Below are 21,457 nucleotides of genomic sequence, written 5' to 3'. Positions count from 1 at the left end.
TTCTATATAAAATCTGTTTCATGGACTGTAGCTTGCTACACTGAATTTAGTCTGTTGAAAATATTAGACAAGAGATTGCTGGTTCCAGGAGATTGTCGAGTCGCTATTGCCTATATAGGTGTTATTTGCTGGTGAGAACCTAGGAAAATCCCCGGAGTATTTATGCGGGATAAAAAAATAGCTGTTCTAAAATCCGACCATCCTTTGCTGATGAATCATGTCGTGTTAACCCGTCCAATTTTACCGGCGGTGGGTTATTTCGATATGATCTTTGAGTCGATGTCCCATGTTTTAGATCCCAGTCAATTAGGGATGTTTCCATGGAAGGTTAGTAATGCGTTTTGGCTTGCTCCTTTGAGTGTCTATCAACGTGCGCTTGCCGTTGAACTTGAGCTTGATAGGACTCCGCAGGGGTTTGACTATCGCATCTTGTCTGGTGGAGAGCAACAATTAATTATCCATGCCTCAGGTTCTCTAGGTGTTAGGGAGTCGATTGAAATCCAGAGGTCTGAGACGATTGACGTGGAGGCTCTAGTGGGTGAACTCCCCAACCAGTTGGACGCAAGCGCCGTTTACCAAACGTTTGAAGACAATGGCATTGCCTATGGAGAACCGTTTCGCTGCATTGAATCCTTTTATTTTAGTGAATGTGCTGCTGTGGGTCATCTGGTGCGTCCCACAGCTGTAGTGGGTCATCCTGATTGTTTTCCCGGTCTTCTGGATGCGGCGATTCAGTGCGTCCTGCTTTTGGTGCGTCAGATACATCCCACTGTAGCGGTGTGTGTCCCATTTTCCCTCGGAGAAATATTGGTTCACGAGGCTCCTGGCAACCAGTGTTTTTGTCTGGCAACGCTTAAAACAGAAGGCCATAACGACAGTCATTTTTCCTTTGACGTCCAGTTAGTGAGTGAGGGTGGCAAACTTTTAGGTGAAATGCAAGATCTTTGTATCCGGGCATTTTTCCCTCAGAAAACTGGTAAGGCAGGAGGCAGCCACCATCAAAGTGATAATGAGCAAAATGGTGAGATGGCGATCGCATCTCGCCTTTGGGCTGTAGCATCCACCTTCACGGCAGAACCGCTCGAAGCGCCGCTGATGGATCTGAGTCGACAATTAGACTGGGATACACGGGTGGAGTTTGCTCCGTACAACCAGATTTATCAAGAGTTTCTGAATCCCCGCAGTTTGCTCTCCCAAAATCGTTCCGGTGCCAATTTTCTAGTAATTCGACTTGAAGACTTTCAAGCCAGTGTTTCAGAGGCTGGTGTCTCTATTGACTCTGAAGATAACAATTCATTGCCAACTGGTGATGAATGCTATCAACTCCCCAATGGGATGACGATTGCCAATCTGAATCCATACGAAACTCGGTATCTATACCACGAGATCTTTGTTGAACAAACCTATCTGAAGAACGGGATTGTTCTGGAGGAAGGTGATGTGGTTTTCGATATTGGTGCCAACATCGGTATGTTTTCGATGTTTGTTGCCCAACATTGTAAGGGTGCTCGTATTTTTGCCTGTGAACCTTCGCCTATCTGTTTCCAAATTCTCGAACAAAATTTATTCCTGCATGCACCTGGGGCCACAGCTCTGCCTGTTGGCGTTGCGGATGACGATCGAGAAGCGCCGTTTGTGTTTTATCCAAAATCATCGGTGTTTTCAGGATTTCACGCCGACGATCAAGAAGATGGCCATGCTCTGCGTCAGGCAATTATCAATGAGTATTCCCAACGGTTCGAGGCGACGGACATGGAGACCCTGGGAGAGCACCTCGACGGTATGGTCGATGCCAGGCTTCAGAAAGAGACGTATCAATGTCAGTTGCGATCGCTGTCGAGTCTGATCACAGAATATCAGATCGAGGAAATTGGCCTGCTGAAGATCGATGCTGAAAAATGTGAATGGGATATTCTCAGCAGCATTGCACCTGATGATTGGCCAAAGATCCGGCAGATTGTAGTTGAGGTTCACGACCAAGAGAACTGGAAATTGTCACAGCGGGTTACGGCTCTCTTGCGTGAAAAAGGTTTCGAGCTTTCAACTGTCGAAGAAGATCTGTTGAAAGGGTCCCTGCTCTGTAATATCTATGGAAAACGTACCCGGTCAGCCATGTCCGCCAGACGATCGGCGCTAGAAATAGGCATCCAGAGAAATCTCGAAGATTGGGTGTCTCTGCTCAAGCGAGCTGCTGCCAGCCGGTCGTTGCCCCATCTGGTGGTGGTATGTCCGCCGTCAGTCAAGGCCTTAGCAACGCTATCCAACGAGTTTCTGCAAACAACGGAGGCCTGGCTACGGGAGACATTGTCCCACGAGGATGGGATTGATGTGATATCGATGACTGACCAGGCGTCGGTTTATGACTGGGGAGATTACCACGATCCTGTGCGCGATGCTATGGGGCACATTCCCTACACCCCTCGGTTCTTCACTGGACTGGCCTCGAACATAGTCCGTCGTCTTCATTGTAGACAGCGCGAACCGTACAAGGTAATTGCCCTCGATTGTGACAACACTCTCTGGTCGGGAATCGTCGGTGAAACGGGTGCCTCAGATATTGTTGTTAACAACGATTTTCAAATATTACAAACGTTTATGCTGGCCCAAAAGCAGCAGGGTATGCTGCTGTGCCTGGTCAGTAAGAATGATTTGGCGGATGTCCGCCGTGTTTTTGAAACACGGGACGATATGCGCCTGAAATGGGATGATTTTGTTGCCTGTCGCATCAACTGGCAACCCAAATCCGACAACCTGAAGAGTCTGTCCGAGTCCCTGGGTCTGGGTCTGGAGAGCTTTGTTTTTCTCGATGACAGTCCGATCGAATGTGCTGAGGTGCGAGCCCATTGTCCCCAGGTGTTGACGCTGCAATGCCCCGCTGCTGAAAAGGACATTCCTTCATTTCTTAATCACGTCTGGGCCTTTGATCATGCCCGCAAAACCATAGAAGACGGCCATAGGACAGAACTTTACAAACAACAGGCAAGGCGCGAAGACTTTCGTCGGCAGGTGTCCAGTTTCGCGGAATTCATTGAGAGTCTTGAACTGGACATTCGCATAACGGAGCCGTGCCCTGACGACTTGGCCCGCATGGCACAGTTGACCCAGAGAACCAATCAGTTCAATTTTGCCAAGCGTCACTACTCCGCCACAGAACTCCGCCAGCTGAGTGAAGAAAGCACGGTGGGGAGTTTGGCCGTTAAGGTTGCGGATCGGTTTGGTGACTATGGCCTGTGTGGCCTGATGGTTTTTCGTTCGATCGCAGATTGTCTTAAAATCGATGCCTTTCTATTGAGCTGTCGTGTGCTAGGCAGGGGCGTGGAATATGCCATGATGGCAGCCCTGGGTAGGGAGGCAGAAAAACGGGACCTTGGGACTGTGGAAGTGGCCTTTATCCGAACGCCCAAGAATCACCCTGCTGAACAGTTTTTGCAAGAACTGGGCAATCCCCTGCGGCGCTCAGAGAACAATGTTGAAGTCTTCTCGTTTTCTGCCTCCGAATTGTCTCGTTTGCAGTTTGTCCCGCCCGAGCAGGTCCCGGACGATATGGAGGCATCCGTCACGGCGGTGATGCCTGCCACGGGGGCATCACCTGCGGCCTTTATGCAGCGTCTGGCGGAGCATGGCGGCTTCCTTGAACCTGATGAGAGTTTGCCCGTTACTCCCAACCCCATTATCCCCAACATTAAACCCGGCGGCGGCGATACCGATGCAGCTTTGCAGCGCATTGAGGACATGGTGACAGCGAGCGTGAGGAGTTGTTTAGACTCACCAGCCGTCGCCATTGACCGCGTCAAGCCATTTTCCGAATACGGTGTTGACTCCATGGCCAACATCAAGTTGGTGGTGACGCTCAATCAAACCTTTGAGATTGTGCTGCCTCCTACGACGCTGTTCGACTATGTCTGTGTCAGGGATTTGAGCGCCTACATTTATCACGATTACCCCGAGGTGGTTGAACGTTTGCGAGCGGCTGAGTCAGCCAAGGCTGAGCCCACTAAGCCCCTAACTGTTTCCCCATCGGGGGCATCGATGGATTCTGGAGGTCATCAAAGAGAGAGTTCAGCGGATACCGAACAGGACACCCAGTCAATTGCCGTCATTGGCATGGCCGGACGCTTCCCGGGGGGGCGAGACGTTCGTGCTTTCTGGCAGATGCTGCGTAACGGTGAAACTTGTATCACCGAGGTTCCCACCACTCGCTGGGATATTAATGACTACTACGATCCAAATCCGACCAAGCCTGATAAGACCTACGGCAGGTACGGTGGTTTTCTAGAAGAGATTGACTGCTTCGATGCCACATTTTTTGGCATTTCGGGCCGCGAAGCGCGGCAAATGGACCCCCAGCAGCGGGTGTTTCTAGAGGAAAGCTGGCATGCTCTAGAGGATGCCGGATATGCGGTTCGGAGTCTTGAGGGCAGCAGCAATTGGGGCGTCTTTGTCGGTGCCGATGCGGGTGATTATCAGGCCTACCTGAGAAAGGCAGGATTACCTCTGGATGCGTCTGCTTTTATGGGCAATGACGCCTCTATTCTGGCGGCGCGAATCGCCTATTTTATGAATCTCAAGGGGCCGGCTTTGACCGTGGACACGGCGTCATCCTCATCGCTCACCGCTGTTCACTTAGCCTGTGACAGTTTGCGTAAAGGCGACGTGTCGCTAGCGTTGGCAGGCGGTGTTTCTATCCATGTGATGCCTGACTTTCACATTCTGTGCAGCAAGGCCGGGATGCTTTCCGTGGATGGGAAATGTAAGGTTTTTGATGATGGGGCCGATGGTTTTGTCCCTGGCGAGTCGGCTGGGGTGGTGGTGTTGAAACGGCTGGCGGATGCCATTCGGGATGGCGACCATGTCTATGGTGTGGTTAAGGGTTCGGGCATGAACCAGGACGGTCGCACCAACGGTATTACAGCCCCCAGCAGTTTGTCTCAGACCCAATTGATCCAAACGGTGTATCGGAAGCTAGGGATTGACCCTGCGGACATTGGCTATGTGGAAGCCCACGGCACTGGTACCAAACTGGGGGATCCGGTGGAGATCAAAGCATTAACCGATGCCTTTCGGCAGTTCACCGATCAACAACAGTGCTGTGCCATTGGTTCAGTGAAAAGCAATATCGGTCACTGTGTCCATGCCTCTGGTGTCTGCGGGTTAATTAAGCTGCTGCTGTCCATTCACCATGGTCAGATTCCACCCAGTATCAACTTTTCGAAGCCGAACCAGCACATTGCTTTCGACCAAAGCCCCTTCTTTGTAAATACCCAATTACGGGACTGGGAACCCAATGCCCAAGGTCGTCGTATCGGTGTGCTGAGTTCGTTTGGGTTCAGCGGGACCAATGTGCATATGGTTGTGGAGGGGGCGGCGGCAGAACTGTCAGTGCCGCCTCAACCGTCGTCGGTTGAGGCGGCGGCGCTCTTTGTGTTCTCGGCAAAAAGTGCTGAACGGTTGCAAACTTTGATGGAGTCCTGGCGAGATTATTTATCTGATGGCCAGACTCTCAACCCCGATCAGTTTCAAGATTTGGCCTTTACCCTACAAACTGGCCGGGAATCGATGGCCCATCGACTGGCCATTGTGGCTGACGATCATGGGGAATTACGGCAGCGCATAGCAGACTTTTTGCGCAATCCGGCGACTCCGGGCTGTTTTGTTGGGGTGATGCAAGGGGGACAACATTCAGACCAAACACCAGGTGAGACAACGATTCGGGAATGGTTTGGCAGACAACAATTTGATGAAATTGCTGCAGCCTGGGTGGGTGGGTCCGTTATAGACTGGAGTGCTTTACATGTAGCAGGGCGGCGGCGGCGGCTCCATGGGCTGCCGGGGTATCCGTTTGAAAAGGATCGTTACTGGTTACCTGAAACGTCTCACCAGGGGCAAGAACAGACCTCTGAAAAGTCTTCTTTAAACCATGGCCAGGTGCCATCCCATGGGATTTCGCTGGAGCTACCGACCGCATCTCGTTTTCAACCCGCTGCGACCACCATGGGTCAGCATCGACTGACGCCGTTGGAGAGCTTTGCACAACCGCGAGAGGCGCAGCTCTCCTCATCTGCTGAGGTCCCTTCCCGTGGGTTCTTCCCATGGCACCAGGACGGCGATGGCGTCTATCACATCGTGGTGGGTGATGCGACGCCATCGTGGGCCAGCTTGGCCCAAAGTCTCGAAATGGTTGCTTCCCAGACCGATGCCAGGGTCGTAATTCTGTCGGCAGACTCGGGGTTCGCTGGGCCGAAGGACCGGAGGGGACCAGATTTGTTCCAGCTGCTTACGGAGTTCGAGCTGCCAATCATTGCCGCTGTTAAAGGTCGTTGTCGCGGAGCCAGTTGTTTATTGGTGAGCCTGTGCGATTTTATGGTGTGCGCAGAGGAGGCTGAATTCCAGTTTCAACCCCCTGGGGAGTGGCGACTGTCTCAGCGAGAGCAGGCTTTCTTGCAGGAGCGATTTGGCCCCAAAGGGGATGGGCTCTTGAGCGACCAGCGCTCGTTCACGGGCATCCAATTGAAAGCGATGGGCCTGTTGTTGCCAGTGGTTCCGGCAGATCGCGTCAATGCCCATGCTGCCAGCCTGGCATCGGAACTGGCCCAGGCACCTAAGGAAGCTTTGGTGCAATTGAGACGGCATCTGGCTCAAATGTTAATCTCTCGGGCGGCGGTGCCCCAGGCAGCCGTTGGCGGAATTGCTAGGGCAAATTCAATTCTGCTGGAGGATCTGGGCAGATCGGCACCACTGTTGTTGCAATCTGACGTTGTCCGTGCCGAGGCCTATGGAGGGGGCGTCCTGCTGGTGACTTTGTGCGATCGCAATAGCCGCAATACGTTTTCCAAAGCCTTTATCGCCGGTATCAATGAAGTCTTTGCCCTGGTACGCGACAATCCGCGTTACAAGGTGCTGGTGTTAACCGGATACGACAGCTACTTTGCCTGCGGTGGCACCCAAGAAACCCTGTTATCGATCCAGGGGGGGACCGCCCGGTTCACCGACGACAAAATTTTTAGTCTTCCCCTGGAGTGCGAGATTCCGGTAATCGCGGCCATGCAGGGCCATGGCATCGGTCCTGGGTGGGCGCTGGGCATGTTTTGCGATCAGGCCATCTTCAGTGAAGAGAGCCTTTATTTCAGCCCCTACATGCAGTACGGATTCACGCCAGGAGCGGGGGCCACGTTGATTTTTCCGGACCGGTTTGGCTGGGATTTAGGTCGGGAGATTCTGTTCACAGCTAGGGAATATAAGGGCCACGAGCTGCGGTCTCGGGGAATTAACATGGATGTCCTGCCACGGGCTCAGGTGCTTGGGCAGGCCCTACAACGGGCCGGTGAACTGGCGCGACAATCCCGACATGAGCTAGTCAGGCGTAAGGCCGAACGGTCCCGTCTGCTGCGCACCCTGCTGGAGCCGAACTATGCCCAGGAATTGGCCATGCACGACAAAACCTTTGTCGGCAATCAAGAAGTGCAGGAGCGGATTCGCAAATACTACAACTCGGGCATGGCGGTGGCACCCAGCGCAGAGAAAACAGCGGTGTCATCAGCGGCATCTACCCACCATCGCCGTGACCAGGTCCTCGAGTTTCTGCGCCGTAGCCTTGCCGATGAATTGCAACTCAAGTCTGAACGGGTGGATAGCCATGCCGCATTTGTCGATCTGGGTCTGGATTCCATCACCGGGGTGACCTGGGTCCGCCGGGTCAATCAACATTACGGTCTTAGCCTGCTGGCAGCCGAGGTGTATAACCACTTTACGCTGAACAAATTTGCCGATCTGGTCCTGGCCAGGACCGTTGACCAGGACGGTGGAGAACCAGCGCCGCCAGCCGAAGCACCGCTGCCGGTAATAATTACGCCGGTGGCTACGGCAGCAGATTCAGACGTCGTGAATGCCATTCTCAAAACTTTGCAGATCACCCTGGCTGAGGAACTGTTGATCAAGCCCGAGCGAGTGAACCCTGAAACACCATTTGTGGATATGGGGCTGGATTCCATTAGCGGTGTTACCTGGGTGCGCAAGATCAACCAGCGCTATGGGGTCAAAATAACGGCGGTCGAGATCTATAGTCACCCCACCCTGCGCCAGTTTGCGGAATTTATGGCCCGGATCACCCAGGCCCCACCTACTGAGACGCCGCAGGCTCCATCGCCGCTGCTGTCCGAAGCTCTAGGCACAGCTCAGGCCCCTGCCCCCCTGCCCAAACCACCGCCCAAAACCCCTGTAGTACCTCCTCAGCCAGTCGCAGGCATCGCCATCATCGGCATGGCTGGGCAATTCCCCAAGGCCCCTGACCTCAATGCCTTTTGGCAGAACATCGCCCAGGGCCTAGACTGCGTTACCGAGATTCCTCAGGAGCGATGGTCCCCAGCAGACTTTTATAACAGTCGCGACCATGCTCCGAACCACCCCCCCCATAAGTGGATGGGGGTATTGGAGGATGTTGATAAGTTCGATCCGTTGTTTTTCAACATTTCTCCCCGTGAAGCGGAACTCATGGACCCGCAACAACGGCTATTTCTAGAAGCCAGTTGGGCCTGTATTGAGGATGCAGGGTACGACCCATCCTCCTTGTCCGGCAAAAAGTGTGGCGTGTTTGCGGGGTGTGGTGCCGGGGATTACGGCCTGTCCCTGGAGGCAGACGGGTTAAATGCCCAGGCCTTAATGGGGGGAGCCGCATCTATTTTGCCCGCCCGCATTGCCTACACGTTGAATCTGCATGGACCCTGCCTGGCTTTAGATACGGCTTGCTCCTCCTCCCTGGTGGCCATGGCCATGGCCTGCGATAGTTTGGTGGCTGGTAACAGTGACATGACCCTGGCGGGCGGGGTGACCGTGCTGGCGGGACCGGCCATGCATCTGATGACGGGCAATGCTGGCATGCTGTCCGCCAACGGGCGCTGCCACACCTTTGACCAGCGCGCCAATGGTTTTGTGCCTGGGGAAGGCGTAGGCGTTTTGTTAATGAAGCGGCTGGAGGACGCAGAACGGGACGGTGACCGGATCCTGGGGGTGATTCGCGGCTGGGGCGTGAATCAGGATGGTCGTACTAACGGCATTACTGCCCCCAATGGAGATTCCCAAACCCGGCTACAGCGACAGGTTTACGATCGGTTCAACATTGATCCGGCCACCATTCAATATGTGGAGGCCCACGGTACTGGCACCAAACTGGGTGATCCCATTGAGGTAGAGGGGTTAAAGCAGTCGTTTCGGCAGTACACAGACAGGCGTGGGTATTGTGCCCTGGGGGCGGTTAAGAGCAATATCGGCCATTCCCTGATGGCGGCGGGAGTGGCGGGAGTGATTAAAATTCTGCAGGCGATCCGGCATCGACATATTCCGCCCACCCTTCATTTTGAAACCCTCAATGACCAAATTGATCTGGAGGGTTCACCGTTTTATGTGAACAGTGCTGGGCAAGCATGGGTTGCGCCCCCAGGGCAAACGCGCTGTGCGGCGATCAATTCCTTTGGGTTTAGTGGCACCAATGCCCATCTGGTAATTGAGGAATATGGAGCCCTGACCGGAGACCTTGGTGTCAGTCAAGAGCGGCTGGAGTCGCCTGCCATGGTCGTTCTTTCCGCCCGCACTGAGGAACAGTTGCAGGTGTCTGGCCAAAATCTACTGACCTATTTGGAACAGCAACTGGACTGCCCGGACACCGTTGTCCCCGATCTGCTGAGTATTGCTTACACCCTGCAAACCGGTCGGCAGGCCATGGATGAGCGGGTTGGCTGGGTGGTGTCATCCCTTGACGAACTGATGCAAGCACTGCGCTCTTATCTGGCTGGTGAAACCAACGAACGGGCGCGTGGCCATGCCAAGCACGGCCAGGAGGTCCTCGGGTGCCTTAATACTGATGGGGATGCCGCTGAGATGCTCAGGGCCTGGGCCAGAAAGCGCAAGTTCTCCCATATTCTGAGCCTTTGGGTGAGGGGGCTGGATGTTGACTGGCACCTGTTCTATGACCAGGGTCAGCCGCGCCGGGTGTCCTTGCCCACCTATCCATTCGCCCGACAACGATATTGGATGCATAAGGCCCGTCTACTCTCGTCCGACGCCGGGTCAAAATCGGTAAATCTGCCGCCGCCGCTAGCTGCATCGCTACCCTCATCGTTGTCTTCACTTTTGATCTTCGAACCCGGTTGGACTGCGCATCCCGTTGCGGACCATGGATTATCAGAACCGCCATCGTTTCATGAACGTCATGTTTTGTTCTGTGGTCTTGACCAGAGCCTTGGCAGAGAGTGTGCGGCTCGTTTGGAGGGGGTGATGGTCCATCACATCCCTTCCCCAGTTCTTGCCTCAGATCAGGGGACCCTGGAAGCACAGCTAGGCCATGCCGCTCTCCAGGTCTTTAAACTCATCCAAAAACTTATCCAAGGCTTGAATTCGCCTGAGAAACTTCTTTTGCAAGTGGTGGTTCCCCACCATGGGGGAATCTGTTTGCATGGTGGCCTGATCGGCATCTTGAGGACGGCGCGGGCGGAATATAAATGGCTGGTACCGCAACTGATTGAACTGGATGGGCAGGCATTGTTCTCGGAGACGGTCGCCAGGGTGAATGACTGTGCCTGCCATCCTGACGATCTACATATTCGTTATCACGGTCATGATCGCTACATTAGGTCCTGGCAGGAAATCGTACCCACACCCACTGAAAAATCCTTTGATTGGCAGCAGAACGGCGTTTACTTGATTGTGGGTGGTGGCGGTGGTTTGGGGGCCATTTTTGCGGAGGAAATTGCCCGTAACACCCGCAGTGCTGCTTTGATCTTGGTGGGGCGTTCGCCGATGGGCGGTGACAAACGTGCGGTGATTGAACGGGTGCGATCGCTCGGTGCCCAGGTCGAATACAGGCAAGCCAATATCGCCGACCGCGCCGACGCCGACCACCTGATTCAATCCGTTCAGCATGCCTATGGAGGCCTTGATGGCATCCTCCATTGTGCCGGTGTCACCCGTGACCAGATCATCCGCGAAAAGAAAGTCGAGGACTTTGCAGCGGTGTTGGCCCCGAAGCTGACAGGCACCTTTTATCTGGATCAGGCCTCACGTCACCTTGACCTGGATATTTTTCTCCTGTGCTCTTCCAATGCGGCGGTGCTGGGTAATCCGGGGCAGGTGGACTACGCCACCGCCAATGCCTTTCAGGATGTCTTTGCTGAGTACCGCTCCCAACTTGTGATCAAGGGCCAGAGGACGGGCCGAACGGTGGCCATCGGTTGGCCCCTGTGGAAAGATGGCGGTATTCAAACCCATGGGGCGGTCCAGGCCGCCTTCAAGCAGCGTTATGGATTAACGCCGATGCCCACCCCTTGGGGACTACGGGCGCTATCCCAGGCATTGGCAGCGGAACAACCGCGTCTATTGGTGATGTGTGGTGATCCAGACGCGATGAGAACCAGCCTTCAGATGGCTGAACGGGGTTATGGGCAAGGTCTCGACCGGACCAGCGGTGCGCCCAACCCGGAGGCGAGTCAGATCCGCCCACAGGTGGAAACGATTTTGACCCAGATCGTTTCCGATTTGCTCAAAATCCCCACCGGAGATCTCGATCCATCGGCTCACCTAAATGTTTATGGGTTCGATTCCACCCTGTTGATCGAACTGGCAGTTCGTTTGAATACTCGACTGGGACTCGATCTGACGCCAGCAGTCTTTTTTGAGCGCCTGACCATTGCCCGCATTGCCGACTATATCGCCTCTGACTACCGGCATGCCCTGACCAGCTTAATCCAAAGCCGTTCTAACGGCGATCAGGTCAATAATACTCAGGCCAACAATACTCAGGTCAACAATACTCAGGCCAACAGTACTCAGGTCAATGGGGTTCAGGCCAATGGGGCTCAGGCCAATGGGGCTCAGGCTCAACCGCAGTGCTCTGCTACGGTCAGACAGGATTTTGTTGCTCCGGCTGAGCCCATCGCCATTATCGGTATATCGGGCAGCTTTCCCATGGCCCCTGATCTAGAGGCCTTCTGGCATAACTTAAACACAGGCCAGGACTGCATCACAGAAATTCCCAAATCAAGATGGGATTGGGCTGCCTGGTACGGCGATCCGGATCATGAGGACAACAAAACCAATATCAAATGGGGCGGCTTTATTGCTGGCGTAGACGAGTTTGACCCGCTCTTTTTTGGCATTTCTCGGGGGGAAGCGGAGTTGATGGACCCCCAACAGCGGCTGTTGATGACCCACGTTTGGAAAGTGTTCGAGGATGCTGGCTATGCCGCTGAATCTTTGTCGGGCAGTGCTACTGGTATCTTTGTCGGTACCGCCAGCAGTGGTTACCACACCCTGGTCGAAAAGACAGGAATGCCGATCGAAGGCCATACCGCCATTGGTAACCTGCCGTCGGTTGGACCCAACCGCATCAGCCATTACCTCAACTTACATGGTCCCAGCGAACCGATCGAAACCGCCTGTTCGTCTTCCCTGGTGGCAGTGCACCATGGCGTGACGGCGATTCAAAACGGTCACTGCGAGATGGCCGTGGTGGGCGGCGTGAACACGCTGGTGACACCGGACGTGCACATCAGCATGAACAAGGCCGGAGCCCTGGCTGTGGACGGTCGATGCAAACCCTTTTCAGAGCAAGCCAATGGCTATGTTCGCAGCGAAGGTGTCGGCATGCTGTTGCTCAAACCCCTGTCAGCTGCCGAGAACGATGGCGATCATATCTATGGGGTGATTCGCGGCTCCGCTGAAAATCACGGCGGTCGAGCCGGTTCGCTGACCTCGCCCAATCCCAGGTCCCAGGCTGACTTACTAAAAACCACCTACACCCGAGCAGGCATCGATCCAAGCACCGTCAGCTATATCGAAACCCATGGCACCGGCACAAAGCTGGGGGACCCCGTGGAGATCAACGGTCTGATCACGGCATTTAACGAATTACGTGAAACCTATCCGTTGCTTGCAGATGGGCTGGATGTGGGGCGTCAGGGCTGTGGTTTGGGCTCCGTCAAGTCCAACATTGGTCATACGGAATTGGCCGCCGGTGTCGCCAGCGTGCTCAAAGTGCTGCTGCAATTCAAACATCGCACCCTGGTAAAGAGTCTCCATGCTGAACGGCTAAATCCTTATATTCGACTGCAGGACAGTCCTTTCTATGTGGTCCAGGAAAATCAGCCATGGGTGGCTCTACGGGACCCCCAGGGCAAGGAGTTGCCTCGCAGAGCAGGGGTGAGTTCGTTTGGCATTGGCGGTGTGAATGCCCATGTGATTCTCGAAGCATACGATGGCACTGTTCGGCCATCGTCCCCGAGGGTCGCCTGGCCTACCCCGATGATTGTGCTGTCGGCTCGCAATGGCGATCGCCTGCGGGACCTGGTCCAAAACCTGCTGGCATGGGTTGATCGGTCTGCTGTTGCGTCAGGGAGGGCCGCCCCTAGCCTGCATGGAGTGGCCTACTCGCTGCAGGTGGGGCGCACGGCGATGGCAAGCCGATTGGCGTTTGTGGCCGAATCCTTCCAGGTGATGCGGCATAAACTGCGGCATTACCTCCAGGGTACTGGTGATCCGGGGGGGCTGTTCTGCGGCGAAGTAAACGGCCAGACTTACCCTGATGTGCCTGGCCCAGATGCCAGCCAGCCACTGGTGGAACAATGCAGACAGTCCGGTGACTACAGCCGTTTGTTGGCGCATTGGGTGAATGGGGGGACCGTCGATTGGCAGCAATGTTACGGTGACATCCATCCGGTTCGGGTCAGCCTGCCCACCTATCCCTTTGCCCGCGACCGTTGTTGGGTTGGTGTCATGCCCCAGAACGGGCATCTGCCCCTTGCGATGGAGCCAACGCCGCCAGTAGCGCCCCATGATGGGAATTTACAGGCTTTTTATCCTGGTTGGGAGGCTCTCCCGGTGCCAAATGCGTCCGGATCGCGCCGCATTACGACCACCTCCCCCCTCATTGTCGGCGGCACACCGGAGCAGATCGCTGCCATCCGTAAGCAGGCGGCGGCAACCGTTTTGACCCTACCGGTGGCGGCCAGTCCTGCCGTGGTGGCGGATAGCATCCGGCAGCAGGGTGATGTGGAGCATCTGGTTTGGATTGCGCCGTCCTCTGACTTGGAGCGGGAGCTGGGGCAAGCCATGATTGAGGCCCAGGAAACAGGGCTTTTCCAACTGTTTAATTTGGTCAAAGGGTTGCTGCTGTTGGGCTATGGCGATCGGTCCCTACGGTTGACGGTGATCACCACCCAGACCCAGGCCGTCTACCGTAGCGATCTCATTCAACCCGCCCATGCCGGTGTCCATGGCTTGGCTGGCACCCTTGCCCAGGAATACCCCCAGTGGCAGATTCAGGCCCTGGACCTGCCAGCAGCCTGGCCGGTTCAGGACATTTTCCCATCGACCCCACCGACCTTGGACGCAGCGGGCACCCCGCTGGCCTATCGGGATGGGACGTGGTTTAAGCCGGTGCTGTTACCAATCAGGGGGCTGGATGCAGACGGCAATGGCTATCGGCGTGGGGGTGTCTATGTTGTGGTCGGTGGCGGCGGCGGATTGGGCCAGGTGTGGACTCGCTGGATGCAGGAGCATTATCAGGCCCAGGTGATCTGGCTTGGTCGACGACCCGCGGCGGCCCTGGAACAACAGCTGAACGCCCTCGCCAAAGATGGTTTAAAACCCGCTTACTTCCAGGCGGATGCGGCTGAGCCCGGTGTTCTGGAGGGGGTGCTCCAACGAATTCGCCAGCGCTACGGCAGGATTCACGGCATTGTCCATGCCGCCATGGATGTGTTTGATCTGGCCCTGGCCGATATGACCCCAGAGCGATTTCGCCGGGTGTTGGCGAGCCGGATCAATATCAGCGTGCGGATCGCCGAGGCCGTTCGCCATCAATCCTTAGATTTTATTTTGTTCTTTTCCTCCATGGCATCGTTTGCCAAGGCAGGCGGTTATGGGGGATATGCGTCGGGATGTGTGTTTATGGATGCCTACGCGCGAGCCTTAAACACTGAGCTACCCCATGCGGTGAAGGTGGTCAATTGGGGCTACTGGGGGGTGGGTTCGGGCGAGCGAGTGTCGGCTCAGGTCAAACGCCGCTATCAGCAGCTGGGTATCGAGCCAATTCAGCCCCCCATGGGCATGCAGGGCTTACAGACCCTGATGCAGGGGTCGTTGGAACAAATGGCATTGGTAAATACATCCAGGCCCGATGCCATCGACGGAGTTGCTAGTGCGGCATCGATCTCCCGCCAAACCGATGATCTCCCGCCATCGTTAATCCGAAACATTTTGTTACAGATGGAGACCCATGGAGCAGATGAGTTCGTTTCGCTTGGACATAACTCAAGAATTTGAGACCATCGAGCGCCGAATTGCCGAATTGCTGGCTGGCATATTCGATGCCTATGGGTTCTTCCGGGAACAGAGGTTCACCCTGGAGGAGTTGAAAGCACGGGTGTTGTTTAAGCCAGCCTACGATCGCTGGCTGGCGGAGAGCCTGGCCGCGCTCCATCAGTGGGGGCTATTGGGCTGTCGAGATGGGGGGCACTATACCGTGCCCGATACGGAGTGCCCCCCGCTCCATCAGCTGTGGGACCAGTGGCGTCACGCCCGCGCCCAGGCTGGTAGGGACAATCAGGCCCGATGGCAACTGGCGGAAATCTGCCTGCGCGCCCTGCCCGATATGCTGGCAGGCAGGCAACGGGCAACCGACGTAATTTTTCCCGATGCCTCCATGGCCCTGGTTGAGCATCTATACCAGGGGAATGCCGTGGCCGATCTGTTCAACGGCCTGATGGCAGATGCCCTGGTGCAGATCTTAGGGGCGCGGTTGACGACAGATGAAACCCAGACGGTACGCATTCTCGAAATTGGTGCTGGCACGGGCGGAACCACCGTAGAGGTGTTGAAAAAGCTCCAGCCTTTCAAGCATGGGATTGCGGAATATTTGTATACCGATATTTCTCAGTTCTTTCTGCTCCATGCCAGGGAACGGTATGCCCCTGGCCATCCATACCTGCGCACGGCTTTGTTCGATGTGGAGTCGCCCCCTGAGTCCCAGGGGATTGAACCTGGACGTTACGACTTTGTGATTGCGACCAACATCCTACATGCTACGAAAAATATTCGTCACACCCTACGCCACGTGAAAACGGCGATGCGGTGCAATGGCATCCTGCTGATCAATGAGGTCAAGGATAAAACCCTGTGGGGCCATGTCACCTTTGGTTTATTGGAGGGGTGGTGGCGTCCTGAGGACAAGGCTCTGCGCATCCCTGGGTCGCCCCTGCTGGCGTCAGAAACTTGGCGGCGGGTACTGGCTGATGAAGGGTTTGATCCGGTGGTGTTCCCCGGTCAGTGGGCCCACGGTCTGGGACAACAGGTTATTTTAGCGGCCAGTGACGGCTGGGTGCGCCAGAGCATTCTGGAGACCGCTAACCATCAGCCGCCGGTGCCGATAAATAGCAATGGCAGGGGGGGCGGGGCTGAGGTGTCTTTGCGATCGCAAGCAGTCGCATACTTCAAACAGCTGATGGCCGCCACCCTAAAGCTGCGGGTCGACGAAATCGCAGCTACAGAACCGTTAGAAAGCTATGGCATCGACTCGATTTTAATCAATCGTGTTAACGCCAAACTCAGGGCGAATTTTGGAGATGTGCGCAGTACCCTGTTGTTTGAGGCCCAGACCATTGACGCCCTGGCTGACCATTTTATTCACCATCAACGGCCAGCTCTGGAACGTGTGCTGAGGGCCAAGAGTTCCCCTAGTCAGGCGGTTATGCCGGTGGTGTCTGCCCCAGGTCTGGCAGGCACCGAAACCACGGTATCTGCTGAACGCCATCGCCCCCAGAGTGAGAGTCAGAGTGAGGGGCAGAGTGACGGTCCGGCTCTGGCCTCCGAAATCGCCATTATCGGTATTAGCGGTCACTATGCTCAGGCGGACAACCTGGATACATTCTGGAAAAATCTGGAAGCTGGCCACCATTGCGTCACAGAAATTCCGGCGGACCGATGGTCCCTGGATGGCTTCTTTGAAGCAGATATGGAAAAGGCGGTCAAGCAGACTAAAAGCTATAGCAAGTGGGGCAGTTTTCTCCCAGGCTTTGCCGATTTTGATCCGTTGTTTTTTGGTATACCCCCCAGCGAGGCCATGAAAATGGACCCCCAGGAACGGCTGTTTTTGCAGGCCACCTGGGAGGCCCTGGAAGACGCCGGTCACACACGCACCATGCTGGCAGACCAGTACGGTGGCAGAGTTGGGGTTTTTGTCGGCATCTCGCGCACGGGGTTCGAGCTGTTTGGTGCTGATTTTCAAGCCCGTGGCGGTCGCTTCCAACCCCGTACTTCCTTTAGTTCAGCGGCCAATCGAGTTTCCTATTTTTTAAATATCCACGGGCCGAGCATGCCCATCGATACCATGTGCTCATCGTCGTTGACGGCAATCCATGAGGCCTGTGAGCATTTGCGTCGGGGCACCTGTGATCTGGTGATCGCCGGGGGCGTGAATCTCTTCTTGCATCCGTCGAGCTATGTCGAACTGTGTGCCAGTGGCATGTTGTCCCAGGATGGCAAGTGCAAATCCTTCGGGGCGGGCGGCGACGGCTTTGTGCCTGGGGAAGGGGTGGGGGCGGTGGTTCTGAAACCGCTACAGCGGGCGATCGCAGATGGGGACAACATCCACGCTGTCATTCGGGGCTCCAGCGTCAACCATGGCGGCAAGACCAATGGCTACACGGTGCCCAATCCCTTAGCCCAACGGGATCTGATCCAGGTGGCTTTAGCGCAGGCGGGGGTCCATGCGCGGTCGATGAGTTATATCGAAGCCCATGGCACGGGTACGGAATTGGGCGACCCGATTGAGATCACCGGCCTCTCCCTAGCCTTCGAATCGGACACAGATGACACTGGCTTTTGCGCCATTGGCTCCGTCAAATCCAATCTGGGTCATCTAGAGGCGGCGGCGGGTATCGCCGGTCTCACCAAAGTTGTCCTGCAGCTCAAACATGGACGGCTGGCCCCCAGTTTGCATGCGACAGCGTTGAATCCAAATATCAGCTTTGAGAAAACACCATTTTACGTCCAGCGCCAGGCCGGTCCCTGGCCAAGACCTGAATTGGCACTGCAGGGCGAATCGCGTCAGTATCCAAGGTTGGCTGGTGTATCGTCCTTTGGGGCCGGTGGCACCAATGCCCATGTCGTGCTGGAGGAGTTTCAGCAGGTTCAACGTCCCCAGACTGCTGGGTTAGCTGATGCGGGGCAACCGGCAGTGATTGTGCTGTCGGCGAAAAATGAGGCGGGCTTGCAACGCTCAGCCCGTCAGCTCCTGGCTTATTTGGAAAAAATGCCGGAGATAGACGCTCAATGGTTGCACGATGCCGCCTTCTCGCTGCAAGTTGGGCGCGAAGCGATGGCGGAACGCCTGGGCTGCGTGGTCTCTTCCGGGGATGAGCTGATCGATCAGCTACGACGGTTTGTCCGTAATGGCAGCGATGAGCATAGGCTGCATCGGGGCCAGATGGGGGGGCACCGTGATGCCCTGGCCTTCAGTGGTGATGACGATCTGCGCGATGTTGTGGCGGCCTGGATACAGCACCGCAAGTACGACAAACTGCTAAGCCTTTGGGTTTGGGGTGGGGAATTTGATTGGCACCGTCTGCATGCCCCGGGTACCCGGCGTCGAGTCAGCCTGCCCACCTATCCTTTTGATTGCGATCGCTACTGGTTTGACAGGGATATAACCTCTCCTAGCCCGACGCCGTCAGCCTCTACCTTAATGATGGTGCCGCAATGGCAGCCCAGGCCCTTGATGGCCAGCCAGGGCCAATGGACACAGCATTACATCCTGCTGTGCGATCTGGGTGAATATAGCCCTGACGCTTGGGCTGGGTTTCAGGCCAGGGGCATCACCTGCCACCTTATGGAGAGCCAGGCTGATCAAATCCATGGGCGATTCGCGGATTACGCGGCCCAGCTCCTTGATCTGCTCCGCACCCTACTCCGGGACCAGTCCCAGGCGACCACATTAATTCAATTGGTGGTGCCAACCGGGGGTGAAGCGCAGCTGCATAGCGGTCTTAGCGGGATGCTAAAAACTGCATACCAGGAAAATCCCAACCTCCACGGTCAGGTGATTGAAGTGGATCCATCCGAGGGGATGGCGGCGATTGGGGAGCGTCTGATACAGGACAGCCATTGTCCGGGGGACACCCACATCCGCTATGGCCATGGGAAGCGTCTGGTGCAAACGTGGCAAGAATTGGCCATGACGGACGCCGTGACTCCCCCCTGGCGGGACAACGGCGTCTATTTGATATCCGGGGGTGCGGGGGGGCTGGGGTTGCTGTTTGCCCGAGAGATTGCCACCCAGGCCCAGGACGTCACCTTGATTCTCACAGGACGTTCCGACCTCAGCGATGGCCAACGGGAAAGCCTGCGGCAGCTTGAGGCCGATGTGGCAGTGAGGGGGGCTCGCCTGGACTATTGCCAGACCGATGTTTGCGATCGCGCCTCCGTCGATCGCCTGGCCCACCATATTCAAACCCAGTTTGGCCGACTGGATGGCATCCTCCATGCCGCCGGTCTGGTGCGGGATAGCTTTATTCTCAAAAAGAATCCAGCCGATCTAAGAGACGTCCTGGCCCCCAAGGTATCCGGCACCGTTAATTTGGCAGCGGCCTTTGCCGCCCTGGCCCCCGAGGTATTTATTTTATTTTCATCGGTGTCTGGGGTGATGGGTAACCCAGGGCAAGCAGATTACGCCGCCGCCAATGGCTTTATGAACGCCTGGGCCGAGCATTGCCGTCAGGCGCTGTCAGCCGAGCTGGCTAGGCAATTGCCCCAGCTAGCTGGGAAATTGCCCCAGAGAACCGTCGCCCTATGCTGGCCCCTCTGGCAGCAAGGGGGAATGGGGCTGGATGTCGCCACAGCGGATGCTTTGGAACAAAACACAGGCATGATGGCCATGCCCGTAGCGGCAGGCATGGACGCCTGCTACCGAGCCTTGGCGGCCAATCAAGCCCAGGTGATGATCGCCTACGGTGATGCTGCCCAGCTGCGCAGGACATTCCTTAGGGAGGAACCGGTGGGTGAGAGTGAATCCCGACGGTCTCGCCAGCCCCATCTCGCCAGCCATGCTCGGGAAAGACTCTGGCAGCGGACCCTGGGGCGGCTGGTGCAGCTGTTTGGCGAGGTCATTCAATTACATCCAGACCGGATCGATGTCCAGGCGTCCATGGAGGACTTCGGCGTGGACTCGATCATCGTCACCCAGATGAACCAAAAGCTGGCACCAGTCTTTCAGAAGTTCCCTAAGACCTTATTTTTTGAATATCCCACCCTGGCCTCCCTATGCAGTTATTTTGTCGACACCTTTCCGGCGGAATGCGCCAGCTGGACGGGGCTGTCGTTGGCGTCCCCACTGTCGTCCCAGCCGATGGCCACGGGGCTGACTGGGCGACCGGATCCGAGCCCCGCTCAAGATAGTAATGACAGTCATAACAGCCGCCCCCCTGAGGCTCGAGGGCAGCAAGTCAGTAGGGGCTCAGGGAGGAAACCCAGCCCCACCGCCCAGGAGCCGATTGCCATCATCGGGCTGAGTGCTCGGTTTCCCCAGGCCGAAACCCTGGATGCGTTTTGGTCAATGTTGAGATCGGGGACCCATGTAGTGACAGAAATTCCATCCGAACGCTGGCCCTTAGCCGGTTTCTATGAGCCAGACCCAAAGCAGGCGGTGGCCCAGGGTAAAAGCTATGGCAAATGGGGGGCATTTCTGGAGGGATTTGCCGACTTCGATCCGCTCTTTTTCAATCTTTCTCCCCAGGAAGCATTGAGAATGGACCCCCAGGAACGGTTGTTTCTGCAAACGTCATGGTCGGCCCTGGAAGATGCGGGGTACACCCCCGCTCGCTTGGCGCAGTGCTGCGATCGCAACGTGGGAGTGTTCGCGGGCATCACCAAGACCGGTTATGACCTGTACGGACCGGAACTGTGGCAGATGGGGGATACCCTGCAACCCCGAACGTCTTTTGCGTCCGTGGCGAATCGGGTGTCTTTTCTGCTGAATCTCAAAGGCCCCAGCATGCCGGTGGACACCATGTGTTCCTCATCGCTGACTGCTATCCATGAAGCTTGCCAGCGATTACGCTTGGGTGACTGCGCCATGGCCCTGGCGGGCGGGGTAAACCTGTACCTGCATCCTGCCAACTACGTTGAATTATCAACTCTCCAGATGCTCTCAAAAGATGGGCGCTGTCGTAGCTTTGGGAACGGGGGCGACGGTTTTGTACCAGGAGAGGGTGTCGCCGTTGTTTTACTGAAGCCCCTGGTCAACGCCGTGGCCGATGGCGATCAGATCCACGCCGTCATTCGGGGCAGTCGGGTCAACCATGGCGGCAGAACCAATGGGTATACGGTGCCCAATCCCAAGGCTCAAGCAGACCTGATTCGTCGGACTCTGGATCAAGCCGGGGTTGATGCCAGGACGGTCAGTTATGTGGAGGCCCAC

At 56.0% G+C, this 21,457-nt stretch carries 2 protein-coding genes; both read left to right on the top strand.

The window, feature by feature from the left end; all coding sequences use genetic code 11:
• Positions 1–210: 210 nt before the first annotated feature.
• A complete protein-coding gene (locus tag DXZ20_RS02340) occupies positions 211–15,309 on the top strand; it encodes an SDR family NAD(P)-dependent oxidoreductase (protein ID WP_163696194.1) in 15,099 nt (5,032 codons plus the stop codon).
• A partial coding sequence (locus DXZ20_RS02335) for an SDR family NAD(P)-dependent oxidoreductase (protein ID WP_250565566.1) occupies positions 15,272–21,457 on the top strand: 6,186 nt, incomplete at its 3' end. The genes DXZ20_RS02340 and DXZ20_RS02335, both read left to right, overlap by 38 nt.

Source organism: Adonisia turfae CCMR0081 (genome assembly GCF_011009555.1).
Lineage (GTDB): Bacteria > Cyanobacteriota > Cyanobacteriia > Phormidesmidales > Phormidesmidaceae > Leptothoe > Leptothoe turfae.
Note: the sequence above shows the minus strand (reverse complement) of the source record. Positions and strands in the feature narration are given on the sequence as shown.

Coding starts and splice junctions, on each gene's coding strand:
- DXZ20_RS02340 (WP_163696194.1), top strand. CDS start 211: ATGAATCATGTCGTGTTAACCCGTCCAATTTTACCGGCGGTGGGTTAT.